Origin of the sequence: Azospirillum agricola, assembly GCF_017876095.1 — a bacterium.
Classification (GTDB): Bacteria; Pseudomonadota; Alphaproteobacteria; order Azospirillales; family Azospirillaceae; genus Azospirillum; species Azospirillum agricola.
Genome location: NZ_JAGINM010000013.1, coordinates 180556 through 206256, shown reverse-complemented (window position 1 = coordinate 206256; position 25701 = coordinate 180556). Strand labels below are relative to the sequence as shown.

The following is a 25701-nucleotide window of genomic DNA, read 5'->3' as shown; positions in this document are numbered from 1 at the left end:
AGCGCGGCGGGATCGACCGTCAGCGTGCCGCCCGCATAGGTGATGGTGTAGTTCGACAGCCCGCTGCCCTGGGCCGAGGAAGCCGCGATGGCGTAACTGCCGACCCCGGCGGTTGCCTCCATGCCGCTGCCGGTCAGCGTCACCCCGGTCACGCTGTCGCCGTTTTTCAGGCCGGTCGCGGTGAAGCCGCCCAGCGTGGCGGTGTCGCCATAGGTCTTGCGGACCGCGTCGGCGGCGACGGTCAGCGCGGCGGGATCGACCGTCAGCGTGCCGCCCGCATAGGTGATGGTGTAGTTCGACAGCCCGCTGCCCTGGGCCGAGGAAGCCGCGATGGCGTAGCTGCCGACCTCGGCGGTTGCCGCCGTGCCGGTGCTGGCCAGCGTCACCCCGGTCACGCTGTCGCCGTTCTTCAGGCCGGACGCGGTGAAGCCGCCCAGCGTGGCGCTGTCGCCGTAGGTCTTGCGCGCGGCGTCGGCGCTGACGGTCAGCGCCGCCGGGGTCACGGTCTGCGCGACGTTGCCGTAATAGAACACCCGGTAGTCGGTTCCTTTGGCGCTGGTGACCGTGGTGTTCGCCGTGGCCAGGCCGGTGGTGGCCGGTGTCGCCGAAACGGCGGCCGCCGGATCGACCGCGACCGTCCCGCCGGTCAATGACACGCTGTCGCCAGCCTTGCCGAAGACATAGGTGGTGGGGCTGATTTGCCCGGACACTCCCGTAACCGTGCCCGAGTTGCTGCCGTAGACCGACGTCACCGACAGTTCCTTGACTCGAAGGACCGGCGCCATGGAGTAGAGGACCGGGTAATAGCCGCTGCTCGACGGCGCCCAGGTCGTTTCGAAGTCCCAGTCGCTCGCCCCCGTCATGAAGGAGGCCGTGTTCTGGAACTCCGCCGTCGTCAGGCCGGTCACCCCTGTGAGCGTGGCTTGGGAGCCGGCGTGCGCACCCATCCCGGCCGTCGTGCTGTCGAAGTAGGACGAGGAGATGGTGCCGCCGGCGAAAAAGCCGGCGAACCCGCCCACCATCGACGATCCCGACACGGCTTTCGTCGTGTAGGACTGGGTGATGAGGCCGGTGTTCAGGCCGACGAGGCCGCCGACCGACATGTTGCCGGATACGGCGCCGCCTGTTGCGTAGGAGAAGGCGATCGCGCCCGAGTTGTCGGCGACGAGGCCGCCGGTGTCCGTGCCGATGCTTCCCGACACGGCTCCCGTCGCGTAGGACAGGTTGATGGCGCCGGAATTCTTGCCGACGAGGCCGCCGACCGTGCTTCGTCCCGTCACGTCTCCCGTCGCGTAGGACAGGGTGATGGTGCCGGTGTTTTCGCCGACCAGACCACCGATCTGGTCGCCGCCGACCGTGGGTTGCGACACCGTCGCCGTAACGTAGGATCGGGTGATGGTGCCGGTGTTCTTGCCGACGAGACCGCCCAGGGAAGACCCCTGGACGCTCCCGGTGACGTGGGCGTTGGTGATGGAACCGCCGTTCTCGCCGGCAAGGCCACCGACGATATAGCCGGCCCCGGTGAGGGCGATGTCGGTCAGGCCGAGGTTGCTGACGCTGCCGGCGGCACCGATGACGCCGAACAGCCCCTGGTTCGTCCCGGAATAATCTTCCGGCTTGATCGCCAGCCCCCGGACGACATGGCCCTGGCCGTCCAGCGAGCCGGTGAACGGCGTCGAACTGTTCCCGACCGGCACGAACCCGTGCTTGACCCCGCTGCCGCTCCACAAACCGGCGGCGGTGCCGCCCGCGGTCTCGCCGGCATCGACGTCGACGGCCAGCGTGTAGGCGGCGGCCAGATCGAGCTGCATCAATTGAAGCTGATGGGCGTTGTGGATGCTGGTGGCGTGCTCCGAGCGCAGGAAGGGCCGGGTCTGACCGTCGACGAGATACCAGCGGTTGCTCAGGTCGAAATTGCCGTACGTCGCCGCGCTGAACGCGTCGGCCGTGTCGATGCCGGTGACGTTGTTGCTGGCGCCGTTGCCGGTCCCGCTTCCATCGGCCTGCCCCGTGGTGCCCTTGTCCCAATAGCTGGCGTTGATGCTGCCCTCGGCGTTCCGCCCGGCCAGGCCACCCGCCTTGCAGTCGCTGGCGGTGCAGGTGCCGGCCAGGGTGACCTGTCCCGTCGCGTAGGCGTTGGTGATGGTGCCGTAGTAATTGTCGCCGACCAGACCGCCGACGAAATGCTCGCCGTCGCTGGCGTCGATGGCGCCGGTGACCGATCCGGTCGCGTAGACGCTGGTGACGGTGGCGTCCTCGACCCCGCCGAGCAGACCGCCGGCCTTGTTGTCCGTCGCCGTGACGGCGCCGGTGGCATAGCTCTCCGAAAGCGCTCCCGATCCGCCCCGCAGGGCGCCGATCAGCCCCCCGACGGTCGCCGTCCCGCTCACCGATCCGGTCGCGTAGGCTTTGGTCACCCTGTCGTTTTCGGTGTCGCCGATCAGGCCGCCGACGCCGCTGGCGCCACTGACCGCCCCGGTGGCGTGAACGGTTTCGAAGGTTCCGTTCTGGGACTTGCCGACAAGACCGCCGACATTGTCGCCGGCGCCGGTCACGCTTCCCGTGGCATGGGATTCCGTGACGGTGCCGTAGTTGGCGCCGGCCAGCCCCCCGACGTTGCTGCCGGCGCCGGTCACGCTTCCCGTGGCGTAGGACTGCGAGACGGTGATGGTGGTGTGGCCGACGAGGCCGCCGATGTCATCGCCGGATCCCGACACGCCGCCGGTGGCGTGGGATTGGCTGACCGTCTCCTGGTTCCAGCCGACGAGGCCGCCGACATAGCGGCTTCCCGACACCGTCCCGGTGGCGTAGGACTGGGTGACGGTGGCCGAGTTGAAGCCGACGAGGCCGCCGACATTGTCGGTTCCGGTCACGCCTCCCGTGGCGTGGGACTCCGTCACGGTGCCGCTCTGGTGCCAGCCGACCAGGCCGCCGACATGCTCGGTTCCCGTCACGGCTCCCGTGGCGTAGGACTGCGAGACGTTGGAGGTGAGGTAATTGTCGCCGACGAGGCCGCCGACCTTGGTGGTTCCGCTCACGCTTCCCGTGGCGTAGGAGTCCGTGATGTTGGAGACGTTCCAGCCGACGAGGCCGCCGACGCTCTCGCCGGTTCCGGTCACGCTTCCCGTGGCATGGGACTGCGTGACGGTGCCCTCGTTCCAGCCGGAGAGGCCGCCGACATGCACGGCTCCCGACACGGTTCCCGTGGCGTAGGAGCCAGAAACGGTGCCGTTATGGTAGCCGAGCAGGCCGCCGATGCGCTCGTCGGTTCCCGTGATGCTTCCCGTGGCATGGGACTGGGTGACGGTGCCCTGGCTCCAGCCGACGAGGCCGCCCACGCCCTTCACTCCCGACACGCTTGACGTGGCGCGGGACTGGGCGATGGCGGAGACCGCGGCGGCGGAGCCGATCAGGCCGCCGACCCGCTCGGTTCCCGTGACGCTTCCCCCCGTGGCGGAGGCGTTCGTCACGGTGCCGACGGTGGCACCGGCAACCGCGCCGACCCTGGTCTTGCCGGTCACCGCAGGGTTGACCACGCCGAAATCGCGCAGGAGGCTGCCGGTGCCCAGCGTGCCGAACAGGCCGACGTAATCGGTGGTGGGGGCGGTGATCGTCAGGTTGGAGACGCTGTTGCCCAGGCCGGCGAAGATTCCGGTGAAGGTGCCGGACACCAGGGCCGCGCTGTAGGTGGTTCCCGCCGCATCCAGGCTTCTCGCCAGCGCGTAGCGCCCGGAAAGCCCGGTGGTCTCGATGGCGTCGAGCGCCGCCATGTCCTGGATGAGCGTGTAGCTGTCGAGCGCTCCCGCCTCGCCGATCCGCAGCGTGGCGTTGGCTCCCGCCAGCGTGACCGAGCCGGCGCTGCCGATGTTGTACCCCTTGCCGGCGCCGTGCTGGAGGACCAGACCCGCCGCCGCCCCGGTGGCGGCGAGCGGGGCGTTGACGGCGATGTCGCCGTCGGCGGCCAGCGTCAGCACGGTGTCGGCCGACCACGACACCGGCGCCGCCACGGTGATGTCGCCGGCCTGGCTGCCGCCCGCCCCGGTGGACACCGTGACGTTGGCCGACGCCAGGGCGGCCGTCAGGGTGGAGGCGTTCAGCACGCTGTCGTTGCCGCCGGCGGACAGGCCCGAGAGGTTGCTGTCCGTCCCGGCCGAGATCGTCAGGTTGTAGGGGTCGAGCAGCAGCGTCCCGGTCCGTCCCGCCGCCGCGGTCAGGTCCGCGCTGCCGTGGTAGGACAGCGTCGCCTTGCCCGACACCTCGGCGTTGCCGCCGTTGCCGGTCCCCCGCGCCGTGATCGCGCCGAGAAACTCCGTGCGCTCGTCCGACCACACCACCACGCTGCCGCCGTCGCCGGCCGTGCCGGTGGCGGCGGTCCCGCTGGCGTCGAGCCGCGCCCCGGCGGCGACGGTGGTCGTTCTGGCGTTCGCGACCGTCTCCTTCAGCGTCTTGCGGGCCGCGTCCCTGCCGCCCTGGTAGTCGCCGCCGACCACGATCGCCCCGCCACGGCTGCCGGAGACGTCCACCGTGGCCGTGCCGGTCAGCGTCACCGCCGTGCCGGTCACAGCCACCGTGCCGCCCTTGCCCGCCGCCCTCTTTCCGCCCGCGCTTCCTCCTCCGGCGCTTTTCCGTCCGGCGCCCTGGTTCCCGACGCCCAGATTCCCGGCGCCGCTGGCCGACAGCGTGCCGGTGACCGTGGCCTTGCCGCCGGAGACCCGGATGTCGCCGCCCTCGACCGTGCCGTTGTCCCCCTTCCGGGTCGCGGCGATGGTGCCACCCGCTTCGACGGTGCCGCCGTCGCCGGCGGTCAGGAAGATGCGCCCCCCCGTGCTGGCGGTGCCGGTGGCGGCGATCACGCCGCCGGTGTTCCCGGCCAGCGCGTAGACGTTGCCGCCATTGGCGCGGATCTCCGCCGCGGCCGCGGCGATCCGACCGGAGGTCCTGGCCGCGGTGTCGGCCCCGCCGACCTTGACCTGGAACTTGCCGCCCTCGACCGCGCCGTCCCTCACCAGCACCTCGTACCCGGCGGCAAGGCCCACCGTGCCGTTGGGAGCGGTGAGGGTGCCGCTGTTGGAGACCTCCCGCGCGATCAGCGCCACGTCGCCGCCCAGCGAACCGATCGACCCGGCGTTGGTCACCGCCGCCTTGGAGGTGCCGGAGAAGCTCTTGTCCCCGCCCTTCAGGAACGCCGCGTCGGGAACGTCGAGGGTGGAGGCGGTGAAGGAGCCGCCGGTGAGCACCTTCCCGCCCGGCCCCACCGCCACACCGGCCGGGTTGACCAGATAGACCGACCCGGTGGCGGTCAGCGAGCCGTCGATGCGCGAGGGGATGTTGCCGGTGACGCGGTTCAACGTCGCGCCGCCGCCGTTGTTGATGGAGACGCTGTTCCCCGCCCCAATGGAGAAGCTGTTCCAGTTGATGACCGCGTTCCGGGAGGCCTGGTCGATGATGACGCTGGTGCCCGACGGAGTGGCGATGGACACCGCCCCGGCGGCGACCGACGGGCCGGCCGGCAGCGTCTGCGCCGCCGCCGGGGCAATGGCGCTCTCCATCAGGGCGACGCTGGTGATCAGCGCAAGCGACAGTCGGGCCAGGGATCGGGCGGCCGGGGATGATCCGGCCAGGAATGATCCGGCCAGGAGCGAGCCGGAAGGCCGGGACGCCGGGTGGCAGGAAACCCGCGGCGGAGTTCGCCAGGGAGTCCCTCCGGGGACGGCGTCACGAGGCGCCGCCTTCGGGACACCGGCAGTCTTGGCAAGACCCGTCATCGCGCTCACAACGCCCCCTGTCGTTCCGCCTTGCGGCGCTCCGGCGACGCCTGCATGTCCGGCTCGGCTGTCCCACCGATGCAGGCGGCCAGGAAGGATTGCGGCGCGTCGCTTTGGAATACCTGTGTATCACCGGACGATACGGGGCCCCCCGATGGGGTGGCACCCCATGTTCATGGGGGACGGGGTATCCCAGGGTCGCCGCCCCGGCCCTCCCATGAATATGGGAGAGGGCCGGGACGGCCCCCGATAAGGGGTTGTTGGTCCGCAACGCGCCCATTATCGTCGGCTGGCACCTTCACTCCACGCATGAGGGCGGCGGCGGCGGCCGGTCCGCGCCATGCCGTTCGAGGATCGCAGGGAATCCATGTCATCGCGCCCGGCCGACGAACCGCTTTCCGGTTCACGCCACGTCACGGTCGTCCTGGTGGAGGACGACCCGCCGACGCGCGATCACCTCGCGGAGACCCTGGCCGCCTGCGACGGCATCCGGCTCCTGGCCTCCGCCGGCACGCTGCAAGCCGCGCGTGACGCCTGCGAACGCTTCCTTCCCACGGTCCTGATCACCGACCTGCAATTGCCGGACGGCCACGGCGCCGACCTGATCCGCGAGGTCCGCCACCGGTATCCGGCCACCGAGATCATGGTGATCTCGGTTCTGGGCGACGAGAGCAGCGTGGTGACGGCGATCCGCGCCGGGGCGTCGGGCTACATCCTCAAGGATTCCGAGCCGGTGGACATGGTGGAGGCGGTCCATGGCCTGATCGAGGGGCGCTCCCCCATCTCGGCCTCCATCGCCCGCTACATCATCAGGCGGGTGCAGGACGGCTCGTTCGGCGAGGACCGCAAGCCGGCGCCGCTGCTGACCCCGCGCGAGACCGACATCCTGTGGGGCATCGCCAAGGGCTTCACCTACAACGACATCGCCGACCGGCTGGGCCTGTCGCGGCAGACCGTGCCCTCCTACATCAAGAACATCTACCGCAAGCTGGAGGTGAATTCGCGCTCGGAGGCGGTCTTCGAGGCGATCGAGCGCAAGCTGATCCGGCTTGGAGAGTGAAAGCGTGGCCGCCGGCTTCATCGAGGCCACCGGGGGCGGTGGACGACCGCTCCTGCTCCGCCGCCTGCTCATCGGCCTGTTCTATCTGACCATTCTCGTGGTGGGTGTCGGCTCGCCGCAGCTCACCCTGTCGCCGCCCGAGGGCGGCATCGACATCGACCGCGCCATGTTCCGGCCGCTGGAAGCCCTCGACCGTCCGGCCGATGTCGCGGAAACCGCCGTGTCCCTGCCCCACAGCTTCCGGGTGCCCGGCGCCGGCCGGTTCGGCGGGGGACTCTACCGGCTGGAGTTCGATCATTCCCCGGACAGCGCCGAACCATGGTCCGTGCTGATTCCGAACTATTCCGGCCGCATTCTGGTGCGGGTCAACGGCGCCCTGCTGTACGACAGCGATTGGACGCATTCGGGGAAGATCGCCACCCTGATATGGCCGGACATCATCGCGATCCCGGCGCCGCTGTTGCGGGCCGGCGCCAACAGCGTAGAAATCCGCGCGGTGATGCTGTTCGGCCGGAAGAACTATCTCGGCGGCATCCATGCCGGACCTGACAGCCTGCTGCGGCCGGTCTACCAGCAGCATCGCTTTCTTCTGGTCATGCTGCCGCAACTGCTGTTCGCCTGGCAGTTCGCCTTCAGCGTGATGCTCCTGATCGTCTGGGGGGTCCGCCGCTCCGAACGGTCCTACATTCTGTATGCCGGCATCCTGTTCTTCAACTCGATGAGCAATCTCGTCGTCATCGTGCCGGAGTCTCTGGTCTCTCCGCTGGTCATGCCGCTTTCGAACCTGACCTTCTCCTGGGTGACGGCGCTGCTGGTGCCGTTCGCCTTCTGCTTCGTCAACCACCGGCCGCCACGGGCCAGCATCCTGTTCGCGGCGCTGCCGATTGGAGTCACCGCCGCCTTTCTGCTCCTGCCTCCCGGAATCTTCCACGTTCTGAACTGGTACGTCGCCGTGCCGGTAGCCGTGACCTTGTCCTGCTGCGCCCTTGGCGTGCTCTTCTACGCGGCTTTCCGGCAGGGCAACGACGGCGCCCACATCATCCTGGGCGCCACGCTGCTGACTTTGCTGATGATCCTCCATGAGGTGCCGATCCTCTACGGCGCCGAGGGCAAGCGGCTGTTCATCAACCCGTTCTCCATCCCCGTGTTCATGCTTCTGAGCGTGGTCAGCACCATCCTGATGTGGCGCTTCGCGGCGGCGCTGAACGCGGTGGACCAGTTCAACGGCAAGCTGCGCCGGGAGATCGCCGACGCGGAGAGGGCGCTGCGCACCAGCCTGGCCCGCGAGCAGGCCCAGGAAAGGGCCATCGCGCTCGAAGCCGAACGCTCGCGCCTGACCCGCGACCTCCACGACGGCCTCGCCGGCCAGCTGGTGTCGATGGTGGCGCTCAGCCGCCGCGCGGACGCCGAGGTCGGCGACTTCGGCACCGCGGCCCGCAAGGCGCTGGTCGACCTGCGTCTGGTCATCGCCTCGATGGCCGAGGTCGGCGACGATCCCGGCATGATGCTGGCGAACTTCCGGGACCACATCCAACCCCAGCTCCGCGCGCTCGGCATCGCCCTGGACTGGCAGATGCACACCCTGCCGGAGGGGGCCGGATGGTCGTCCTCGACCGCGCTGGAGCTGTTCCGCCTGCTCCAGGAGGCGACGATGAACGCCGCCAGGCATTCGGGGGCCGATCAGGTGAGGATCGAGATCCGGCCGACCGACGACGGGGTGCGCGTGGTGGTCTCCGACGAGGGATGCGGCGGCGCGTCCGACCGCCCCGGCGGCTACGGCCTTGCCAACATGCGGCGGCGGGCGCGGACCATCGGCGCCCGGCTTGCCATCGTCTCCGGTCCGGACGGCACCCGCATCGTTCTGGAGCTGTCCAGACAGACAGCCGGGCAGCCATAGAGCGGCAGGAAAGCGGCAGGCCATCCTCTCCGCCGAAGCCTGTCGTCGCGCGACAGCCGCAAGGCCGCACAAGCCCGGGCGAAGTCGATCCGTTCACCAGGGCGATCGGGGCGATCCGGCCGTGGCCCGACAACGGGTTCCCGTGCCACGCCCAGGAAACGAAAAGGCCCGCCTCTCCCCCGAGAGGCGGGCCATTTGCCCGTGAACCTGACAGGAAAGCCGAATCAGGCGGCGCCGACGTTGCGGTCGCGCTCGCGCTCGCGCTCGTCCTCGCGCTTCTTGCTGCTGCCGGTCGGCTGGTAGGCCAGGGCGGCGTGCTCCGCGCAATAGGGCAGCCCGGCCAGCGAGGGCTTGCCGCAGAAATGGAAATCCTGGTGCTTGGGGTCGCCCACCGGCCATTTGCACATGCGCTCGGTCAGCGCCAGGATGGTGGCGCCCCGGGTCGGCTTCTTCTTGATCGGCGAAGGCCGGCCCGACAGGCCAAGGCGGTGCGCCTTGCCGATCACGGCGTTGCGGCTGATGTCCCCCAGACTGTCGGCAATCTCGCTCGCGCTCAACCCCTGGGACCACAAATCCTTGAGACGCTGGATACGCTCGTCCGTCCAACTCATCCCCGAGTACTCCCGATCCGGTAGTGCCTGCCGTTGGGTCACGGTCTGACGCCGTTTTCCATAAGCCGCAACATTTTGTGCCAGCCGGGGAGGAACCTACCAGATGAATGCCGCAAACGATAGGGGGTCGCGGCAACATTCCTGTGCATAAGTCGGGGGGTGCCCCCTAGGAGTTCAGGGCACCATACACTTCCTCGGCGATGCCGGAAAGGGTAGCCCGATCGATATCGCCCGTTATCGCCAGCGCCAGACCGTTGTCACGCCAGTAGAGCGCCTGCAACCCGCCATCCTTGGCGAAGCGGAAGGCGGTGCCCCCGGCGTTGGGGGTCGGGCGGATGTAGAGGGTGATGCGGCGACCGGCCGCATCCTCGTACATGAAGAGCGCGACCGGCCCGTCGGAATCCGCCAGCAGGCGCCCGCCCATCAGCTCGTAGCCGCCCTGCGTCACTTTCGGGCAACGCATGGTCCTGCCGATCCGCTTGGACAGCCAGTTGATCAGATGCGCCTCCTGGTCGACGCCGACCTCGACCGGGTGGCGGACCTCGACGGTGAAGACGCGATGGGCGGCGACGGCGTCGGTGACGAAGGCGGCGCCCAGCGGATCGCCGCCGCGCCCGCCGGCACGGTCGCGCACCACCCAGCCGGTGGCCCCGCCGGCGACGAAGACCAGCAGCGAGGCCGCCAGCGCCGCCGCCCACATCCGGCCCCGCCCGGCGGAACCCCATCCGGCAAAGCGGGACGCCGCCTTCCCGCGCGCCGCGAAGGGCGGGCGCAGCGTGTCCGGCACCGGCTGGTCGATCAGCGGGCCGAAGCTCCGCATCATCAGGGTGCGCTGGTCACGATAGCGCTCGACGCGCCGCGCTTCCTCCGGATGGTCGGCGAGATGGCGTTCGACGGCGGCGTGGCGCTCCTCCGGCAGTTCGCCGTCGAGCCAGGCGTGCAGATCGGCCTCGGTCACGGGATTGATGGGGCCGCTCGTCATCACTTGATCCTCCTCACCGTCTGCTCGATTCCACCGTCGAGCAGCACCCTCAAACGCTCGCGGGCCCGCGCCAGCCGGGACATCACCGTGCCGATGGGCAGTTCCAGCACCTCGGCCACCTCGCGGTAGGACAGCCCCTCCATCCCGGTCAGCAGCAGGACCGTGCGGTGCTCGTCGGTCAACTGTCCGAAGGCGCGAACGAAGTCGCGCACCGCCCCGCGGTCGGCCGGCGGGGCGCTGAGGGCGAGGTCGTCGGCCAGATCCTCGACCGGCACCTCCGGCCCGCGCCGGCGCCGGCCGCGCAGCCCCGAAATGTGCAGGTTGTGCAGGATCGTCATCAGCCAGCCGCCGAGCCGCGACGGGTCGCGCAGCGCGTGGCGGTTGGCCAGCGCCTTCTCCACGCAATCCTGCACGAGGTCGTCGGCGTCGTGCCGGTTGCCGACGAGGGCGGTGGCGTATCGCCGCAGCCGGGGCACATGCGCGGCGATGGCGCGGTCGTCGATCTCGGGGGGGCTCATGTCCGGTCCATCGGGGGCGGTCTCACCGTTCATGACGCCCTCCCCCATCCGGTTATTCCCTCGGCCCCCGGCCCGGACTCAGCCGGGCGTCGAGAAACCGGCCTTGCCGTCGAAATTGCAGAGATTCTCGGTCTGGGTGAAGTCGATGCCGGCGTCGGCCAGCCGGCCGAGCAGCTCGACGATGGCGGCGTGCTTGACCGGCCCATGGGTTGCCTGGAAGCGGCAGCGCCAATGGTCGGTGCAGAAGACGTCGAGGTTGCCGTCCGGCCACACCCGCTGCGAGCGGTTGGAGATGCTGACCAGCGTCAGCGCCTCGGTCGAGAGCGGCCCGACCAGATCGGCCAGATCGTTCGGCACCCCGCCCGACCATTGCAGGAAGACGTCGACTCCGACCAGCTCCTTGACCGCGACGCGGCGCGGCGACAGGCGGTTGACGCCGTCATAGGCCGGTCGCGCCGTGGTGTAGCCGACGGTCGGCATGGTGACCGGCATCTGGCCCAGCCGCTCGACCACCGCGTCGGCGAAGGCGCGGGTGCCGACGCGCACCCGGCCGATGCCGCGGGCGAAGATGTCGGCGGTGTGGATGCCGTCCTCGATCGTCTTCAGCCACGCGTTGTGGATGCGCGCGGCGATGTCGCCCTGCCCGATGTGGACCAGCATCATCACCCCCGCCATCAGCAGGCCCGACGGGTTGGCGATGCCCTGCCCGGCGATCATCGGGGCCGAGCCGTGGATCGCCTCGAACATGGCGCAGGTCTCGCCGATGTTGGCGGAGCCGGCCAGCCCGACCGAGCCGGTGATCTGCGCCGCGATGTCCGAGACGATGTCGCCGTAGAGGTTGAGCGTGACGATGACGTCGAAGCGCTCCGGCTGGTCGGCGAGGCGGGCGGCGCCGATGTCGACGATCAGATGGTCGGCCTTGATCTCCGGATATTCGGCGGCGAGCTCGTAGAAGATCTTCAGGAACAGCCCGTCCGTCATCTTCATGACGTTGTCCTTGACGAAGGCCGTCACCTTCTGCCGGTGGTTGGAACGGGCGTAGTCGAAGGCGTAGCGGACGATGCGCTCGGACCCCGGCCGGGAGATCAGCTTGACCGACTGGATCACGTCGTCGGTCTGGCGGTGCTCGATGCCGGCGTAAAGGTCCTCCTCGTTCTCGCGGATGATCACCACGTCCATGCGCGGGTGGCGCGTGCGGACATAGGGGTGGTAGGCGACGCAGGGCCGGACGTTGGCGAACAGCCCCAGCGTGGTGCGCGCGGTGACGTTCAGCGACTTGTTGCCATGGCCCTGCGGCGTGGTGATCGGCCCCTTCAGGAAGACGCGGGTGCGGCGGATCGACCCCCAGCCGGCGGCGTCCAGCCCGCCGGCATGGCCGCGCCGGTAGACGGCCTCGCCGGCCGGCACCTCCTCCACCTTCAGCCGCGCGCCGGCCGCGTTCATCACATGGAGCACCGCGTCCGTGATCTCGGGGCCGATGCCGTCGCCGCGTGCGACCGTGATGGGGGTGATATCGCGCATGCACTCGCTCCGAAGGGACGCGCGACCGTAGACGGAAAACGGGGTGATTTTCAATGGGGGGAGGTGGCGCACCCCTGCCCCGGTCCGGCCCGGCCCCACGGCCCCGGTCCCGCCGCCCGGCCCGATCCGGGCATGACGGCCCCGCGACGCCGCGGCAACCGTGCAAGCCGCTGTTTTGGCTTGCGCCCGGAACCGTGCTTGCGGTCATTGTGACGCATGGGGCAACCACCAGCGGCTGTCCTGGGAACAACCATTGGGAACGGCCGCCGCCATCCGGCGGAACGCCGCACGACACCGGACAGCATGCCCGACACCAGCACGACAGAACAGCAACGGCGCGGCGGCCGCGCCATCCTGGCCTCCGGAATGATCGGCCTGGTCGCGGGCATCGACAATCTCGGGAACGGGCTGGCGATCGCGGCCCTGCTGTTTTCCGGCCCGCTCGCCTCCGGCCTGGGCATGGGCGTCGGCGCCGTGCTGCTCAGCGCCGCCATCCTGGCGCTGCTGGTCGGCCTGCGCAGCACGCAGCCCGACACCGTCGCCCTGGTCCAGGAAACCAGCGTCGCCGTTCTGGCCGCGACCATCGCGGCGATGGCCGCCGACATGCCGGACGCCCCCGCCGACGTCCGGGTGGCGACCGCCCTGGCGATCCTGGGAACCAGCACCCTGGTCACCGGCGCCCTGTTCTGGCTGGTCGGCCGGCTGCGGCTGGGCACGCTCGTCCGCTTCTTCCCCTACCCGGTCGTCGCCGGCTTCCTCGCCGGGTCGGGCTGGCTGCTGGTGGAGGGCGCGCTCGCCATGCTGACGAGGGTCCACGCGCCGCTCGCCACCCCGCGACTTCTGGCCGATCCGACGATCCTGGCCAAGCTGGTTCCGGCGGCGCTTCTCGCCGTCCTGCTGGTCGCCGCCCTGCGCCGCAGCGCCTCGCCCTTCATCCTGCCGGGCGTGCTGGTGGGGGCGGCGCTGGCCTTCCACGCGCTGACCGCCCTGCTGGGCATCACCCCCGACCAGGCTCGCGCCTGGGAATGGCTGCCGGCCGTCCCCGACGGCGCGGTGAGCCTGCCGCTGCCCACCGACATCGTCGCGGCGGCCGACTGGTCGCGGGTGCTGTCGGCCACCCCGGCGATCCTGTCGGTGGCGGTCCTCGGCCTCGTCGGCCTGCTCCTCAACAGCAGCGGCATCGAACTGGCGAGCGGCCGCGACATCGACGCCAACGCCGAACTCCGCGTCACCGGCGGCGCCAACCTGATCGCCGGGCTGTTCGCCGGCCCGTCCGGCTTCGTCGGGCTCGGCATGACGCTGCTCGCCGGCCGGCTCGGGGCCGCCGACCGCTGGGCCGGCGTCGCGACGGCCGCCGTCATCGGGCTCGGCCTGTTCTTCGCCGGCTGGCTGGTGGCGAACACCCCGGTCTTCCTCACGGCCGGGCTGATCCTGTTCCTCGGCGTCGAACTGCTTCTGGAATGGGCGGTCGCCGCGCGCAAGCGGCTGCCGCGCGGCGACTGGCTGATCGTTCTGGCGGTGCTGGCCGCCATCGCCGGGATCGGCTTCATCGAGGGCCTCCTCCTCGGGCTGGCGGTGTCGCTGGCGACCTTCGTCTACACCTACGCCCGCCTGCCGGTGGTCCGGCTGAGCACGACGGGCCGCGCGCTGCGCAGCCGGGTCGACCGTTCCCCGGCGGCGACGCACCATCTGGCCGAGGCCGGCGGAGCCGTCGAAATCCTGCAACTGCAAGGTTTCCTCTTCTTCGGCACCGCCGAGCAGATCGTCCATCGGGTCCGCCGCCGCCTGTCCGACACGGACGCGCCGCCGCTCCGCTTCCTGATCGTCGATTTCGCCCACATCAAGGGCATGGATTCGGCGGCGGCGACCGGCTTCGCCCGCATCCGCAACCTGACCGCCGGCGCGGGCGTCCGCCTCGTCCTCAGCGGCCTTCCGCCCAAGGTGGCCGCCATGCTGGCGATGGCCGCGCCGGATCTGGAGGGCGATCCGGCGCTGACCCAGGCCATCGACATCGACCACGCCCTGGAAGCCTGCGAGAACAGCCTTCTCGCGACGGCCCCCCTGCCCGCGCCCGCCCTGCCCTCGGCGAACGGCGAGCTGATCCACCATCTGGAGGAGGCCATCGGTCCGCACCCTCGGCTGACCGACGCCGCCGCGGCGCTGGACGAGCTGCGGCTGAGGCCGGAGGCGGTGCTGATCCGGGCCGGCGAGACGGCCAGCGACGTCTACATCGTCGGCCGGGGCCGCGTGAAGGTCCAGACCACCCGGCCCGATGGCCAGCGCCTGCGGCTGCGCACGATGACCGGCGGCGCCGTGGTCGGCGAGATCGCGCTGCTGCTCGGCCAGCGGCGCACCGCCGACGTGGTGGTGGACGAACCCTCGGTCATCTACCGCCTGACGGCCGCGACCCTTGCCCGGCTGGAGCGCGAGGACGCCGAGTTGGCCTTCGTCTTCCACCGCCTGCTGGCGACGACGCTGGCCGAGAAGCTGACGCGGGCCAATCTGGTGATCGAGCAGGCCCACCGCTAGGATCTCTCCTCGCTGCCGGATGGCGCCGCCCGCGAACGGCTTGCCGCCGGCCGGACGTCCTGCTACGCAGCGTCCGGTGACGATGTCGGAGCGGTCGAACCATGCACACCCCGAAGCGCCCAGCCGGGAAGCAGCCCACGCCCGCCGACCTGCGGGACGCCCAGCAGAAGCTCGACGGCGCCGTCGCCGCCGCCCAGCAGGGCCGGTTCGCCCAGGCCGCCAAGCTGTTCGATCAGGCCGCGCGGCGCGTGCCGCTGACGCCGTCGATGGCCGGTTTCGGTCGCGACCTCCAGGTCGCGATCGGCAACCAGGCCTTTGCCGAACAGCGCTTCCGCGACGCGCTCGCCGGCTTCGAGGCCGCGCGCCGCTACGACCCCGCCCATCCCGGCGTGCTGCTGAACATCGGCAACAGCCTGATGAGGATGGGCGCCTTCGAGCGCGCGGCGGCGGCCCTGGCCGACACGCTGGCCGTCCAGCCCGGCAACCCGGAGGCGCTGCGCAGCCTGTCCGCGGCCCTCTTCCAGCTCGGCGCGCTGGACCGGGCGGAACGGGCCGGCCGGATCGCCGCCGCCGTCTCTCCCGAGGCGCCGGCCGTCTGGTTCAACCAGGGCACCATCCTGAAGGGCCGGAAGCGGCTCGACGACGCCATCGCCGCCTACCGCCGGACGCTCGCGCTGGCCCCCGGCCACGCGGCGGCCGAGGTCGCGCTGATCCAGGCGAAGCAGCAGGCCTGCGACTGGTCGGGCTTCGACGACGACGCGGCATCCCTGGAGGCGATCGCCACGCGCGGCCTTCCGGTGCAGGCGGCGATGCTGCTCTCCCACAAGGTCCGGCCCCCGGCGCTGCTGGCGGCGGCGCGCGCCCACGCCGCGACGATCCCTTCCGCCCCCCCGCGCCGCAAGGCGGCCAAGCGGGCCGCCACCATCACGGTCGGCTATCTCTCCGACGATTTCCGCCAGCATCCGGTGGCCCATCTGCTGGCCGAGGTGCTGGCCCTGCACGACCGGACGCGGTTCCGGATCGTCGCCTACAGCTACGGCCCGGACGACCAGGGCGAGGAGCGGCGGCGCATCCGCGAGGGGGTGGACCGTTTCGTCGACATCGACGCCCTGCCCAGCGAGGCCGCCGCCGAGGCGATCCGCCGCGACGGCGTGGACATCCTGGTCGACCTGAAAGGCTACACCGGCCGCGCCCGGCCGGAGATCCTCGCCCTGCGCCCGGCCCCGGTGCAGGTCGGCTATCTGGGCTATCCGGGAACCATGGGGGCGGCCTGGATCGACGGCATCCTCGCCGATTCCGTGGTGCTGCCGCCCGAGCTGGAAGCCGGATTCAGCGAGGCGGTCGCCCGCCTGCCCGGCTGCTTCCTGCCGCGCGACCGGCGCAACCATGCCGGAGCCCCGCCGCCCCGCTCGGCCTGCGGCCTGCCGGACGACGCCTTCGTGCTGGCCTGCTTCAACGCCGCGCACAAGATCACCCCGGACATCTGGGGGGTGTGGATGACGCTGCTGCGCGACATTCCAGACGCGGTGCTGTGGTTGCCCCGCCCGGTCCCCGAGGCCGAGCGGAACCTGCGCGGCGCAGCGCTGGCCCATGGCGTCGCGGCGGAACGCCTGATCCTCGCCCCCTGGGTCGAACGGCTCGACGACCATCTGGCGCGGCTGCAACAGGCCGATCTGGTGCTCGACACCCTGCATTACGGGGCCCACACCACGGCCAGCGACGCGCTGTGGGTCGGCGTGCCGATGGTGAGCTGCCCGGGCGAGACCTTCCAGTCGCGGGTGGGCGCCAGCCTGCTGCACGCGGCCGGGCTGTCCGGTTTCGTCGCGGGATCGCTCGACGGCTACGCGGAGACGGTGCGCTCCTGGGCCGGACGGCGCTCCGAACTTCGCGCGCTGCGGGAGGATTTGCGGAGCCGGCGCGACGGCAACCCCGCCTTCGACATGCCGGCCTACACGCGGGCGCTGGAGGCGGCCTATCTCAGGATGCTGGAAGACTGGCAGCGCGGAGACCGGCCGACCTCCTTCACGCTTCCCGCCTGAACGGAGCCGCCGGCGGCATTCCTCGCCATGCTCGCGGTTCGTCATGCGCATTGGTCGTATACGAACGTTGTCGGATGCGGGCCGCCATCGGCGGGAGTAGGCTGGCCGGTGATCGTGGTTCGGTCCACCCCGCACCAAGCCCCGTGCCAAGGCAGCCGGCCGGACGTCACGCCGCCCCGCATCGACCGCCGGACCGAACCCTCCGCGACATCGCGTTCACTCCCCGCCGCGCCGCAGGCCGTTGCGGTGCTACGGGATGAAGGAGGTCGGACGATGACACAACGATGGTCCATGCCCCACATGCCCGGCCGGCGGCTGGCCGACATGGTGATGGTCCCCACCAACCCCGTTGTGCGCCGCATCCGCGCCCGCGACCTGCGGGACGCGCTGGCGCTGGGCTGGCGGGATTTCCTGGCGTCCCCGACGCAGCTTCTCTTCCTCGGCGTCATCTACCCGCTGGTCGGTCTGGTCGCCGGGCGGGCGGCCTTCGGCGGCGACCTGCTGCCGCTGTTCTATCCGCTGGTCGCCGGACTGGCCTTCGTCGGTCCGCTCGCCGCGGTCGGCCTCTACGAGCTGAGCCGGCGGCGCGAGCGCGGACAGCCGGTGTCCTGGCTCAACACGCTGGACGTCTTCCGCTCCCCGGCGATCTGGTCGATCGCGGCGATGGGGCTGATGATGCTGACCCTGTTCGTGCTGTGGCTGGGCGCGGCGCAGATCGTCTACGACCGGACGCTGGGCACGCTGCACCCGGCCTCGGCCGGCGATTTCGTCCGCCTGATGCTCGAAACGCCGGAAGGCTGGCGGATGATCCTGCTCGGCAACCTCGTCGGGCTGGCCTTCGCCATCGTCGCGCTGGCGCTGAGCGTCGTGTCCTTCCCGATGATGCTGGACCGTCAGGTCGACTGGATCATCGCCACGCAGACCTCGATCCGCGCGGTGATGGCCAACCCGCTGATGATGATGCTGTGGGGCGCCATCGTCGGCGCGGCGCTGGTCGTCGGCTGCCTGCCGGCCTTCGTCGGGCTCGCCGTGGTCATGCCGGTTCTGGGGCACGCGACCTGGCACCTCTACCGGCGCACGGTCGGCTAGACCGGAGGTCCGGCCGGCTTCCGGTGAGCCGGCCGCTCTCTCACTCGATGAACAGCTTGCCCTTCTCGCTGCCGTGGACGCCGAGCGACTTCAGCTTGCGGTGCAGGGCCGAGCGCTCCATGCCGACGAAGGAGGCGGTGCGCGAGATGTTGCCGCCGAAGCGGGTGACCTGCGCCAGCAGATACTCGCGCTCGAAGACCTCTCTCGCCTCGCGCAGCGGCAGCCCCATGATCTCGCCGCCCTTGTCCCACTTCAGGACGGTCGGCGTGATGGCGCCGATCTCCGGCGGCAGGGTGTCGGCGCGGATCGGCTCCTTGGGGTCGCCCTGCGCCATGATCAGCAGCCAGTCGACCACGTTGCGGAGCTGGCGCACGTTGCCCGGCCAGTCGTAGGCCTGGAGCGCCGCCATGGCGTCCTCGCCGAACTCGCGGACCGGCAGGCCCGACGCCTCGGCGGAGCGCTGCATGAAGTGGCGGGCCAGCAGCGGGATGTCCTCGCGCCGCTCGGCCAGCGACGGCACGCGGATCGGCACCACCGACAGGCGGTAGAAGAGGTCCTGGCGGAAGCGCCCCTGCTCGATCTCGGCCTGGAGGTCGCGGTTGGAGGTGGCGATGACGCGGACGTCGACCTCGACCCGCGTGCCGCCGCCGACCCGCTCGAACACCTGCTCCTGGAGGGCGCGGACGATCTTGCCCTGGGTTTCCAGCGGCATGTCGGCGACCTCGTCGAGCAGCAGCGTGCCGCCGTGGGCCTGCTCGAAGGTGCCGATCTTGCGGCCCATGCCGTCGACCCCGGCCTCGGTGCCGAACAGCTCCATCTCCAGCCGCTCCGGCCGCATGGTGGCGCAGTTCAGCCCGACGAAGGGGCCGGTGTTGCGGCGCGAACGGGCGTGGATCAGCCGGGCCACGACCTCCTTGCCGGAGCCGGCCGGGCCGGTGATCAGCACGCGGCTGCCGGTGGGGGCGACCTTCTCGATGCTCTGGCGCACCTGGTTGATCGGCGAGGAGCGGCCGACCAGCTCGACGTCGCCGCCGGCGCGCAGCCGCAGCTCCTGGTTCTCGCGCTTCAGCCGTGACGCCTCGATGGCGCGCTCGACCATCAGCAGCAGCCGGTCGGCCTTGAAGGGCTTCTCGATGAAGTCGTAGGCGCCGACCTTGATCGCCTGGACGGCGGTCTCGATGTTGCCGTGGCCGGAGATCATGATGACCGGCAGGTTGGCGTGGTCGCGCATGAGCTGTTCCAGGATCTGCAAGCCGTCGAGCCGGCTGCCCTGGAGCCAGATGTCGAGCACGACCAGGCTGGGCCGCCGCGCCGCGACCTGGGCGAACGCCTGGTCGGCGTCGGCCGCCTCGCGGGTCTTGATGCCTTCGTCGTTCAGGATGCCGGTGATCAGCATCCGGATGTCGGCTTCGTCGTCGACGACCAGAATGTCATGCGCCATGGGCTGCGTGCCTCGTCTCTTCGCCGGTCTCCGCCGGCCTGTCGTCGCGTCCGCCGGGCTCCGCCACGGCCGCAACAGGGTGCGGAATCACCAGGGTGACGCGGGCCCCGGCCGCACCGACGCGGTCCTCCAGGGTCAGCACGCCGCCATGGTCCTCCATGATCTTCTTCACGATGGCGAGCCCCAGGCCGGTGCCCTTGGCCCGCGTCGTCACGTAGGGCTCGGTCAGCCGGTCGCGCTGCTCGTCGGTCGGCAGGCCCCGGCCGTTGTCCTCGACCACCACCGTCACCTTCTCCGCGTCGCCCTCGACGGCGATGGAGACCTCGCCGGGCGGCAGGGGCGAGCCGTCGGGGGACGGGCCGCGCCCCTCGATGGCGTCGGCCGCGTTCTGCAACAGGTTGGTCAGCGCCTGCGAGATCTGCCGGCTGTCGCAGGCGACGGTCAGCGGCCCCGACGGCAGATGCGGGTCGAAGCGGATCTTCCCGGCGTGGGCGCTCGATTGCAGGAACACCGCCTGCCGGACCAGATCGTTGAGGTTGCAGGGCTTCATCACCGGCTGCGGCATGCGCGCGAAGGCCGAGAACTCGTCCACCATGCGCCGGATGTCGTCCACCTGGCGGACGATGGTGTCCGTGCACATGGTGAAGACCTCGGTGTCGCTGGTGATCTCCTTCAGGTACTTGCGGCGCAGACGCTCGGCGGAGAGCTGGATCGGCGTCAGCGGGTTCTTGATCTCGTGGGCGATGCGCCGCGCCACGTCGGCCCAGGCCGCCTTGCGCTGGGCCGAGGCCAGCTCGGTGATGTCGTCGAAGGTCACGACGTAGCCGCGCACCTCGCCGCCCCGCCCCTCGGCCGCGATGCGGACCAGCAGGGTCAGCGTCGTCTTGCCGGCGCGGCGGATCTGGATCTGGTCCTGCAACACCCGGCCCGGCCGCTTCGGCGCGTTCTCCAGCAGTTCCGCCATCTCCGGCGACAGGTCGGCCAGCGAGCGGCCGACCAGCGTGTCGGGATCCTCCACACCCAGCAGGCGGGCGGCCGACAGGTTCGGCAGGTTGATGAAGCCGTCGGCGTCGAGCCCGAGCACGCCGGCCGACACGCCCGACAGCACCGTCTCGGTGAAGCGGCGCCGCTCGTCGAGCAGCCGGTTGGTGGAGAGCAGCTCGCGCCGCTGGCCCTCGATCTCGGTGGTCATGCGGTTGAAGGCGCGCGACAGCAGGACGAACTCGTCCTCGCCCGGCGGCTCCGACACGCGGACGGTGAGGTCGCCGGCCCGCACCCGCTCGGCGGCGCCGATCAGCGCGCTGATCGGCTTGGCCAGCCGGGTGGCGAAGTTCAGACCGGCCCACACCGCCGCCAGCAGCAGCAGCATCGCCACCACCAGGAAGAGCAGCGTGAAGGTGATCTGGAGGCTGCCGCGCTGGCTTTCCAGCGCCGCGTATTCCCTCACCGCCCCCTCGGCGGACGCCATGTGCGACAGCACGCGCGGCTCGACCATGCGGCCGACATAGAGGAAGGTGTCGGTCATCCGGTCGAGGCTGACCAGGGCGCGCACGCGGTCGTCGTTCTCGCTGATGATGAGGGCGACCTCGCCGCGGCGGGCGAGGTTCACCTTCTCCTCGGGGATCGGGTCGAATTCGAGGGTGAAGGTGTAGCCGGACCGCGCCAGGATGGCCCCGGTCGTGCCGTTGAAGACGATCGCCTCCGACAGCGCGCGCAGCATCGCCTGGGTGGTGACGATCTGCTCGAAGCGCTGCGGATCGCTCGACAGGCGGGTTTCCTGCGACAGGTCGTTGGCCATCGCCAGCGCGTCGGCGCGGATGTTCTGCTGGTGCTCGTGCAGGTAGGCGCTGGCGACGGCCAGCGATTCATTGACCGCCGTGCGGACCCGGTCGCTGAACCAGCTCTGGACCCCGACATAGAAGAACAGGGTGGAGAAGACGGCCATGATGATGGCCGGCGCCACCGCCAGCAGGCTGAACACCAGGACCAGCCGGGAATGCAGCCGCGATCCCGCCAGACCGCGCCGCCGCCCGATCCAGATCATCACGATCCGCCGCGAGATCAGCACGCCCAGCGTCAGCAGCAGCGCCAGATCCAGCGTCAGCAGCAGCGTCACCGTGCGCGGGTTGGACTGGACGAAGGGGCCGCTCTCGGTCATCGCGGCGTAGGTCGCGAAGCCGGCGGCCAGCGCCGCCAGCGACAGCGCGAAGGCCAGCCGCTTCCCGAGGCCGACCCGCGACGACCAGCGGAGGAACTGCTGCCACAACGGCGTGGAGGGCGGCGTGGGGGTTTCGGTGGTTGACGACATGGTCCGGCGCAAATCTGTTGCCGGAAAGATACACTTCTGTTGCTGCACTGCCAAGCGACAACCGCTCTGCCTTTCGGACAGGCCAGCCGTCATGCCCCAAAGGGTTGGGCCTGGACGACCGGCCTGTCACAAAAATGGCACGCCTGGGGCGAGGAGTGCTCAAGCACTGACGTTGCCCCCACCCCAACCCTCCCCCGCCCAGCGGGGGAGGGTTGGGGGCCGGCGTCTCACTTGATGCCGCGCATCACCTGGATGTCGAGGTCGCGGATCTTCTTGCGCAGGGTGTTGCGGTTCAGCCCGAGGAGCTGCGCCGCCTTGATCTGGTTGCCGCGGGTCGCCGACAGGCTGAGCGAGATCAGCGGCCGCTCGATCTCGCGCAGCACGCGGTCGTAGAGGCCGTTGGAGGGCATGCCGTCCTTGTGGGCGGCGAAATAGTCCTTCAGGTGCCGCTCGACGGCCGAGGACAGGCCCTCGCTCTGCGGTTCCTCGACCGGCTGGACGGCCGGGGTGGCGTCGGCCAGCTCGGCCTCCACCACGTCGAGGCTGATGACCTCCTGCGAATAGAGCGCGGCCAGCCGGCGGACGAGATTCTCCAGCTCGCGCACGTTGCCCGGCCAGCGGTAGCGCTTGAGCCGGTCCATGGCGCCCTGGTCGATGCTCTTGGCCGGCAGTCCCTGGCTGATGCCGATGTTCAGGAAATGCCGGACCAGCAGCGGGATGTCCTCGGTCCGCTCGCGCAGCGGCGGCAGGCGGATCGGCACGACGCACAGGCGGTAGAACAGATCCTCGCGGAACAGCCCCTGGCGGATCAGCGTGCGCAGGTCGCGGTGGGTCGCCGCGATGATGCGGACGTCGGTCTTGATCGGGGTGCGGCCGCCGACCGTGGTGTACTCGCCCTCCTGCAACACGCGCAGCAGGCGGGTCTGCGCGTCGAGCGGCATGTCGCCGATCTCGTCGAGGAACAGGGTGCCGCCCTGCGCCTGCTCGAAACGGCCGGTCGAACGGTTGGTGGCGCCGGTGAAGGCGCCCTTCTCGTGACCGAACAGCTCGGACTCGATCAGCTCGCGCGGGATGGCCGCCATGTTGATGGCGACGAAGCCGCCGTTGCGGCGCTTGCCGTAATCGTGCAGCGCGCGGGCCACCAGCTCCTTGCCGGTGCCCGACTCGCCGGTGATCATCACCGTCAGGTCGGTGCCCATCAGGCGGGCGAGCACGCGGTAGATTTCCTGCATCGCCGGCGAGCGGCCGATCAAGGGAAGCTGCTCGTCCCCGTCGGCGTCGCCGTTCGCCACCGGGGCCGGCGGCGTGTTCGAGTTCAGCGCCCGTTCGACGACCGACACCAGCTCCTTCAGGTCGAAGGGCTTGGGCAGATACTCGAAGGCGCCGCGCTCGGCCGCCTTGACGGCGGTGATCAGCGTGTTCTGCGCGCTCATCACGATGACGCGCATCTCGGGGCGCAGCTTCTTGATGCGCGGGATCAGGTCCAACCCGTTCTCGTCGGGCATCACCACGTCGGTGATGACCAGATCGCCCTGCCCGTCCGCCACCCAGCGCCACAGCGTGGCGGCGTTGCCGGTGGTGCGGACCTCGTGGCCGAGGCGGGCGAGCGCCTGGGTAAGCACGGTGCGGATGGCGCGGTCGTCATCCGCGATCAGAATGGTCGCCGCAGTCATCAACGCCCCCCCCGAACGCCCCGAACCCGCGAGACGGCCTGGGAAATCTGCGATTCATCATACATGGGCAGCGACACCTTGAAGACGGTCCGGCGCGGCTGGCTGTCGAACTCGATGGTTCCGCCATGATCGCCGATGAGTTTCGCCACCAATGCAAGACCAAGGCCAGTCCCGTTGACTTTGCTGGTCACGAAAGGATCGAACAGGTTCGACTGCAAGTCTTCCGGAATCCCGTCGCCGTTATCCTGAACCGAGACCTGGAGCGGCAGATGCAGCCGGGTGTCGCCACCCGGAAGCGCCATGCGGACACCGTGCTGGTAGGCGGTGGTCAGCGTGATCTCGCCGCCCGTTTCCGGGGCAGCCTCTGCCGCATTTTTAATCAGATTCAGAAAAACCTGCACAAGTTGGTCGCGATTGCCGTAAACCGGAGGCAGGGACGGGTCGTAACGCTCGACAAAGCGTATTTTTCGGGCAAAACCGCTCTGGGCGATGGTGCGCACATGCTCCAGCACCGTGTGGATGTTGACGGCGGTCCGTTCCAGCGGGCGCTCGTCGGAGAACACCTCCATCCGGTTGACCAGCGCCACGATGCGGTCGGCCTCGTCGCAGATCAGCCGGGTCAGCACGCGGTCCTGGTCGTGGGCGTTCTCCTCCAGGAGCTGGGCGGCGCCACGGATGCCCGACAGCGGATTCTTCACCTCGTGCGCCAGCATCGCCGCCATCGCGGTGACCGAGCGGGCGGCGTGGCGGTGGGTCAGCGAGTTGTCGATCTTCCGCGCGATGGAACGCTCGTGCACCGTCACCAGCACATGGTCCGGCGGGTCGCCCATCGCCGCCACCTGCACCGTCACGTGATGCGGGCCGATGCGGGGCGTGTCGATGACGACGCCTTCCTGCGAGACCCGGCGGCTGCCGCGCCGCACCTGCTCGATCAGCCCCATGACCGGGCTGTCGGGCGGCAGCAGCTCCGCCAGGGCCATGCCCTCCAGGACGCTGGCCGACAGGTCGAAGAACTCCTGCGCCTCCAGATTGACGAAGCGGACCTCGCCCTCCCCGTCCACCACCAGGACCGGATCGGGCAGCCCGTTCAGCACGACGGACGCGTCGATCTTCCCCGGACGCGCCCCGCCGGCGCGGGGACGGCGGCGCGGCGCGGATGCTGCGGTCGGCACGGAATCCATCAAGCGGCCATCCTTTCGATTGCCGGGTCGTAGAAAGCGCGGATGTGGCGGCGCACCGCCTCGGGGTCCGACAGGCGGTTGACCTCCTGGCGGAACTCGTTCGAGCCGCGCAGGCCGGTCGAATACCAGGAGACGTGCTTGCGGGCGACGCGCAGGCCGCCCTCGGCGCCGTAATGGACCAGCATCGCCTCGAAATGCTCCAGCAGCGTATCGCGCTGCTCCTCCAGCGACGGGTCGGGCAGCCGCTCGCCGGTGGCGAGGTGGCGCATGACCTGCGCCGGGAACCAGGGGCGTCCATAGGCGCCGCGCCCGATCATCACGCCGTCGGCGCCGGATTCGGCCAGCGCGCGGTCGACGTCCTCCAGCGTCGTGATGTCGCCGTTGACGACCAGCGGGATCGACACGGCCTCCTTCACCTTGCGGACGAAGCTCCAGTCGGCGGAACCGGTGTAGAACTGCTCGCGGGTGCGGCCGTGGACCGTCACCATCCTGATGCCGCACTCCTGCGCGATGCGCGCCAGCGCCGGGGCGTTGCGGTTGGTTTCGTCCCAGCCGGTGCGCATCTTCAGCGTCACCGGGATGGACACCGCCTTGACGGTGGCCTCCAGGATGCGCGCGGCGTGGATCTCGTCGCGCATCAGGGCGGAGCCGGCGTGGCCGTTCACCACCTTCTTGACCGGGCAGCCGAAATTGATGTCGACCAGGGCGGCGCCGCGGTCCTCGTTCAGCTTGGCGGCCTCGGCCATCACCTCGGGCTCGCAGCCGGCGAGCTGGACGGCCATCGGGAACTCCTCCGGCTCCGTCTGGACCATGCGCAGGGTCTGCCGGTTCTCGCGGACCATCGCGGTGCTGGCGACCATCTCCGACACGACGAGGCCGCAGCCGGCGCGCTTGACCAGACGGCGGAAGGGAAGATCGGTGACGCCCGACATCGGCGCCAGGATCACGGGACCGGCGAGCGCAATCGGGCCGATGTGTATGGTCATTCGTACCTGCCGCACCTGCCCGCGGGATGGGCAAACAATCGAATTGCCGAGATTTTGTGCAGACTAGCACAAGGACGCGCCAGTGTGCAAGCGCGAAGGCC

Annotated in this window: 15 protein-coding genes; 5 read left to right on the top strand and 10 right to left on the bottom strand. The window is 70.3% G+C overall.

Annotation, left to right across the window (positions count from 1 at the left end; translation table 11 throughout):
* Positions 1-5549 (bottom strand): GLUG motif-containing protein (locus J2847_RS20260; RefSeq protein WP_209780639.1); only part of this gene is annotated, 5549 nt, incomplete at its 3' end.
* Positions 5550-6132: 583 nt separating this feature from the next.
* Here J2847_RS20260 and J2847_RS20255 point away from each other — a divergent pair.
* Both J2847_RS20255 and J2847_RS20250 read left to right on the top strand, forming a co-directional pair.
* Positions 6133-6825, top strand: coding sequence for a response regulator (locus J2847_RS20255; protein ID WP_209780638.1), 693 nt, complete (start codon positions 6133-6135; stop codon positions 6823-6825).
* 4 nt (positions 6826-6829) lie between these two features.
* Positions 6830-8722, top strand: a complete 1893-nt coding sequence (locus tag J2847_RS20250) for a sensor histidine kinase (protein ID WP_209780637.1) — start codon at positions 6830-6832, stop codon at positions 8720-8722.
* A gap of 224 nt (positions 8723-8946) precedes the next feature.
* On the opposite strand, the gene J2847_RS20245 is transcribed toward J2847_RS20250, so the two are convergent.
* From J2847_RS20245 to J2847_RS20230, 4 genes are all read right to left on the bottom strand, one after another.
* Entirely contained in the window at positions 8947-9333 is a 387-nt protein-coding gene (locus J2847_RS20245) for a GcrA family cell cycle regulator (protein ID WP_209780636.1), read from the bottom strand.
* Between the two features lie 166 nt (positions 9334-9499).
* A complete protein-coding gene (locus J2847_RS20240; RefSeq protein WP_209780635.1) occupies positions 9500-10315 on the bottom strand; it encodes an anti-sigma factor family protein in 816 nt (271 codons plus the stop codon).
* On the bottom strand, positions 10315-10866 hold the full coding sequence (locus J2847_RS20235) for an RNA polymerase sigma factor (RefSeq protein ID WP_085557393.1): 552 nt from the start codon (positions 10864-10866) through the stop codon (positions 10315-10317). Before J2847_RS20235 ends, J2847_RS20240 begins: the two co-directional genes overlap by 1 nt.
* A 45-nt stretch (positions 10867-10911) precedes the next feature.
* A complete protein-coding gene (locus J2847_RS20230; protein WP_209780634.1) occupies positions 10912-12354 on the bottom strand; it encodes an NADP-dependent isocitrate dehydrogenase in 1443 nt (480 codons plus the stop codon).
* A 303-nt stretch (positions 12355-12657) separates the two neighbouring features.
* On the opposite strand from J2847_RS20230, the gene J2847_RS20225 reads away from it, so the two are divergent.
* The 3 genes from J2847_RS20225 to J2847_RS20215 all read left to right on the top strand — a co-directional run bounded on the left by J2847_RS20225 (position 12658) and on the right by J2847_RS20215 (position 18011).
* Entirely contained in the window at positions 12658-14883 is a 2226-nt protein-coding gene (locus J2847_RS20225) for an SLC26A/SulP transporter family protein (protein WP_209780633.1), read from the top strand.
* A gap of 101 nt (positions 14884-14984) precedes the next feature.
* Positions 14985-16922, top strand: a complete 1938-nt coding sequence (locus J2847_RS20220; RefSeq protein ID WP_209780632.1) for an O-linked N-acetylglucosamine transferase, SPINDLY family protein — start codon at positions 14985-14987, stop codon at positions 16920-16922.
* A 291-nt stretch (positions 16923-17213) separates the two neighbouring features.
* Complete coding sequence (locus tag J2847_RS20215) at positions 17214-18011, top strand: DUF2189 domain-containing protein (protein ID WP_233474653.1); 798 nt, start codon at positions 17214-17216, stop codon at positions 18009-18011.
* A gap of 40 nt (positions 18012-18051) precedes the next feature.
* Here the strand turns inward: J2847_RS20215 and ntrX are convergent, their stop codons facing one another.
* The 5 genes from ntrX to dusB form a co-directional block, all read right to left on the bottom strand.
* Positions 18052-19452 carry a nitrogen assimilation response regulator NtrX gene (gene ntrX / locus J2847_RS20210; RefSeq protein ID WP_209780631.1) on the bottom strand — a complete coding sequence of 467 codons (1401 nt, stop codon included), beginning with the start codon at positions 19450-19452 and terminating at the stop codon, positions 18052-18054.
* Positions 19442-21760, bottom strand: coding sequence for a sensor histidine kinase NtrY-like (locus tag J2847_RS20205; protein WP_209780630.1), 2319 nt, complete (start codon positions 21758-21760; stop codon positions 19442-19444). The genes ntrX and J2847_RS20205 overlap by 11 nt, the downstream gene beginning before the upstream one ends.
* Positions 21761-21987: 227 nt before the next feature.
* Positions 21988-23433 carry a nitrogen regulation protein NR(I) gene (ntrC, locus tag J2847_RS20200; RefSeq protein WP_209780629.1) on the bottom strand — a complete coding sequence of 482 codons (1446 nt, stop codon included), beginning with the start codon at positions 23431-23433 and terminating at the stop codon, positions 21988-21990.
* The gene (locus J2847_RS20195; RefSeq protein WP_209780628.1) at positions 23433-24614 is read right to left on the bottom strand and encodes a two-component system sensor histidine kinase NtrB; all 1182 of its coding nucleotides are present in this window, start codon (positions 24612-24614) and stop codon (positions 23433-23435) included. The genes ntrC and J2847_RS20195 overlap by 1 nt, the downstream gene beginning before the upstream one ends.
* A complete protein-coding gene (gene dusB, locus J2847_RS20190; RefSeq protein ID WP_209780627.1) occupies positions 24614-25600 on the bottom strand; it encodes a tRNA dihydrouridine synthase DusB in 987 nt (328 codons plus the stop codon). Before dusB ends, J2847_RS20195 begins: the two co-directional genes overlap by 1 nt.
* Between the last annotated feature and the right edge of the window lie 101 nt (positions 25601-25701).

Coding starts and splice junctions, on each gene's coding strand:
- J2847_RS20215 (WP_233474653.1), top strand. CDS start 17,214: ATGCCCCACATGCCCGGCCGGCGGCTGGCCGACATGGTGATGGTCCCC.
- ntrX (WP_209780631.1), bottom strand. CDS start 19,452: ATGGCGCATGACATTCTGGTCGTCGACGACGAAGCCGACATCCGGATG.
- J2847_RS20220 (WP_209780632.1), top strand. CDS start 14,985: ATGCACACCCCGAAGCGCCCAGCCGGGAAGCAGCCCACGCCCGCCGAC.
- J2847_RS20230 (WP_209780634.1), bottom strand. CDS start 12,354: ATGCGCGATATCACCCCCATCACGGTCGCACGCGGCGACGGCATCGGC.
- J2847_RS20255 (WP_209780638.1), top strand. CDS start 6,133: ATGTCATCGCGCCCGGCCGACGAACCGCTTTCCGGTTCACGCCACGTC.
- ntrC (WP_209780629.1), bottom strand. CDS start 23,433: ATGACTGCGGCGACCATTCTGATCGCGGATGACGACCGCGCCATCCGC.
- J2847_RS20240 (WP_209780635.1), bottom strand. CDS start 10,315: ATGACGAGCGGCCCCATCAATCCCGTGACCGAGGCCGATCTGCACGCC.
- J2847_RS20235 (WP_085557393.1), bottom strand. CDS start 10,866: ATGAACGGTGAGACCGCCCCCGATGGACCGGACATGAGCCCCCCCGAG.
- J2847_RS20225 (WP_209780633.1), top strand. CDS start 12,658: ATGCCCGACACCAGCACGACAGAACAGCAACGGCGCGGCGGCCGCGCC.
- dusB (WP_209780627.1), bottom strand. CDS start 25,600: ATGACCATACACATCGGCCCGATTGCGCTCGCCGGTCCCGTGATCCTG.
- J2847_RS20195 (WP_209780628.1), bottom strand. CDS start 24,614: ATGGATTCCGTGCCGACCGCAGCATCCGCGCCGCGCCGCCGTCCCCGC.
- J2847_RS20245 (WP_209780636.1), bottom strand. CDS start 9,333: ATGAGTTGGACGGACGAGCGTATCCAGCGTCTCAAGGATTTGTGGTCC.
- J2847_RS20205 (WP_209780630.1), bottom strand. CDS start 21,760: ATGTCGTCAACCACCGAAACCCCCACGCCGCCCTCCACGCCGTTGTGG.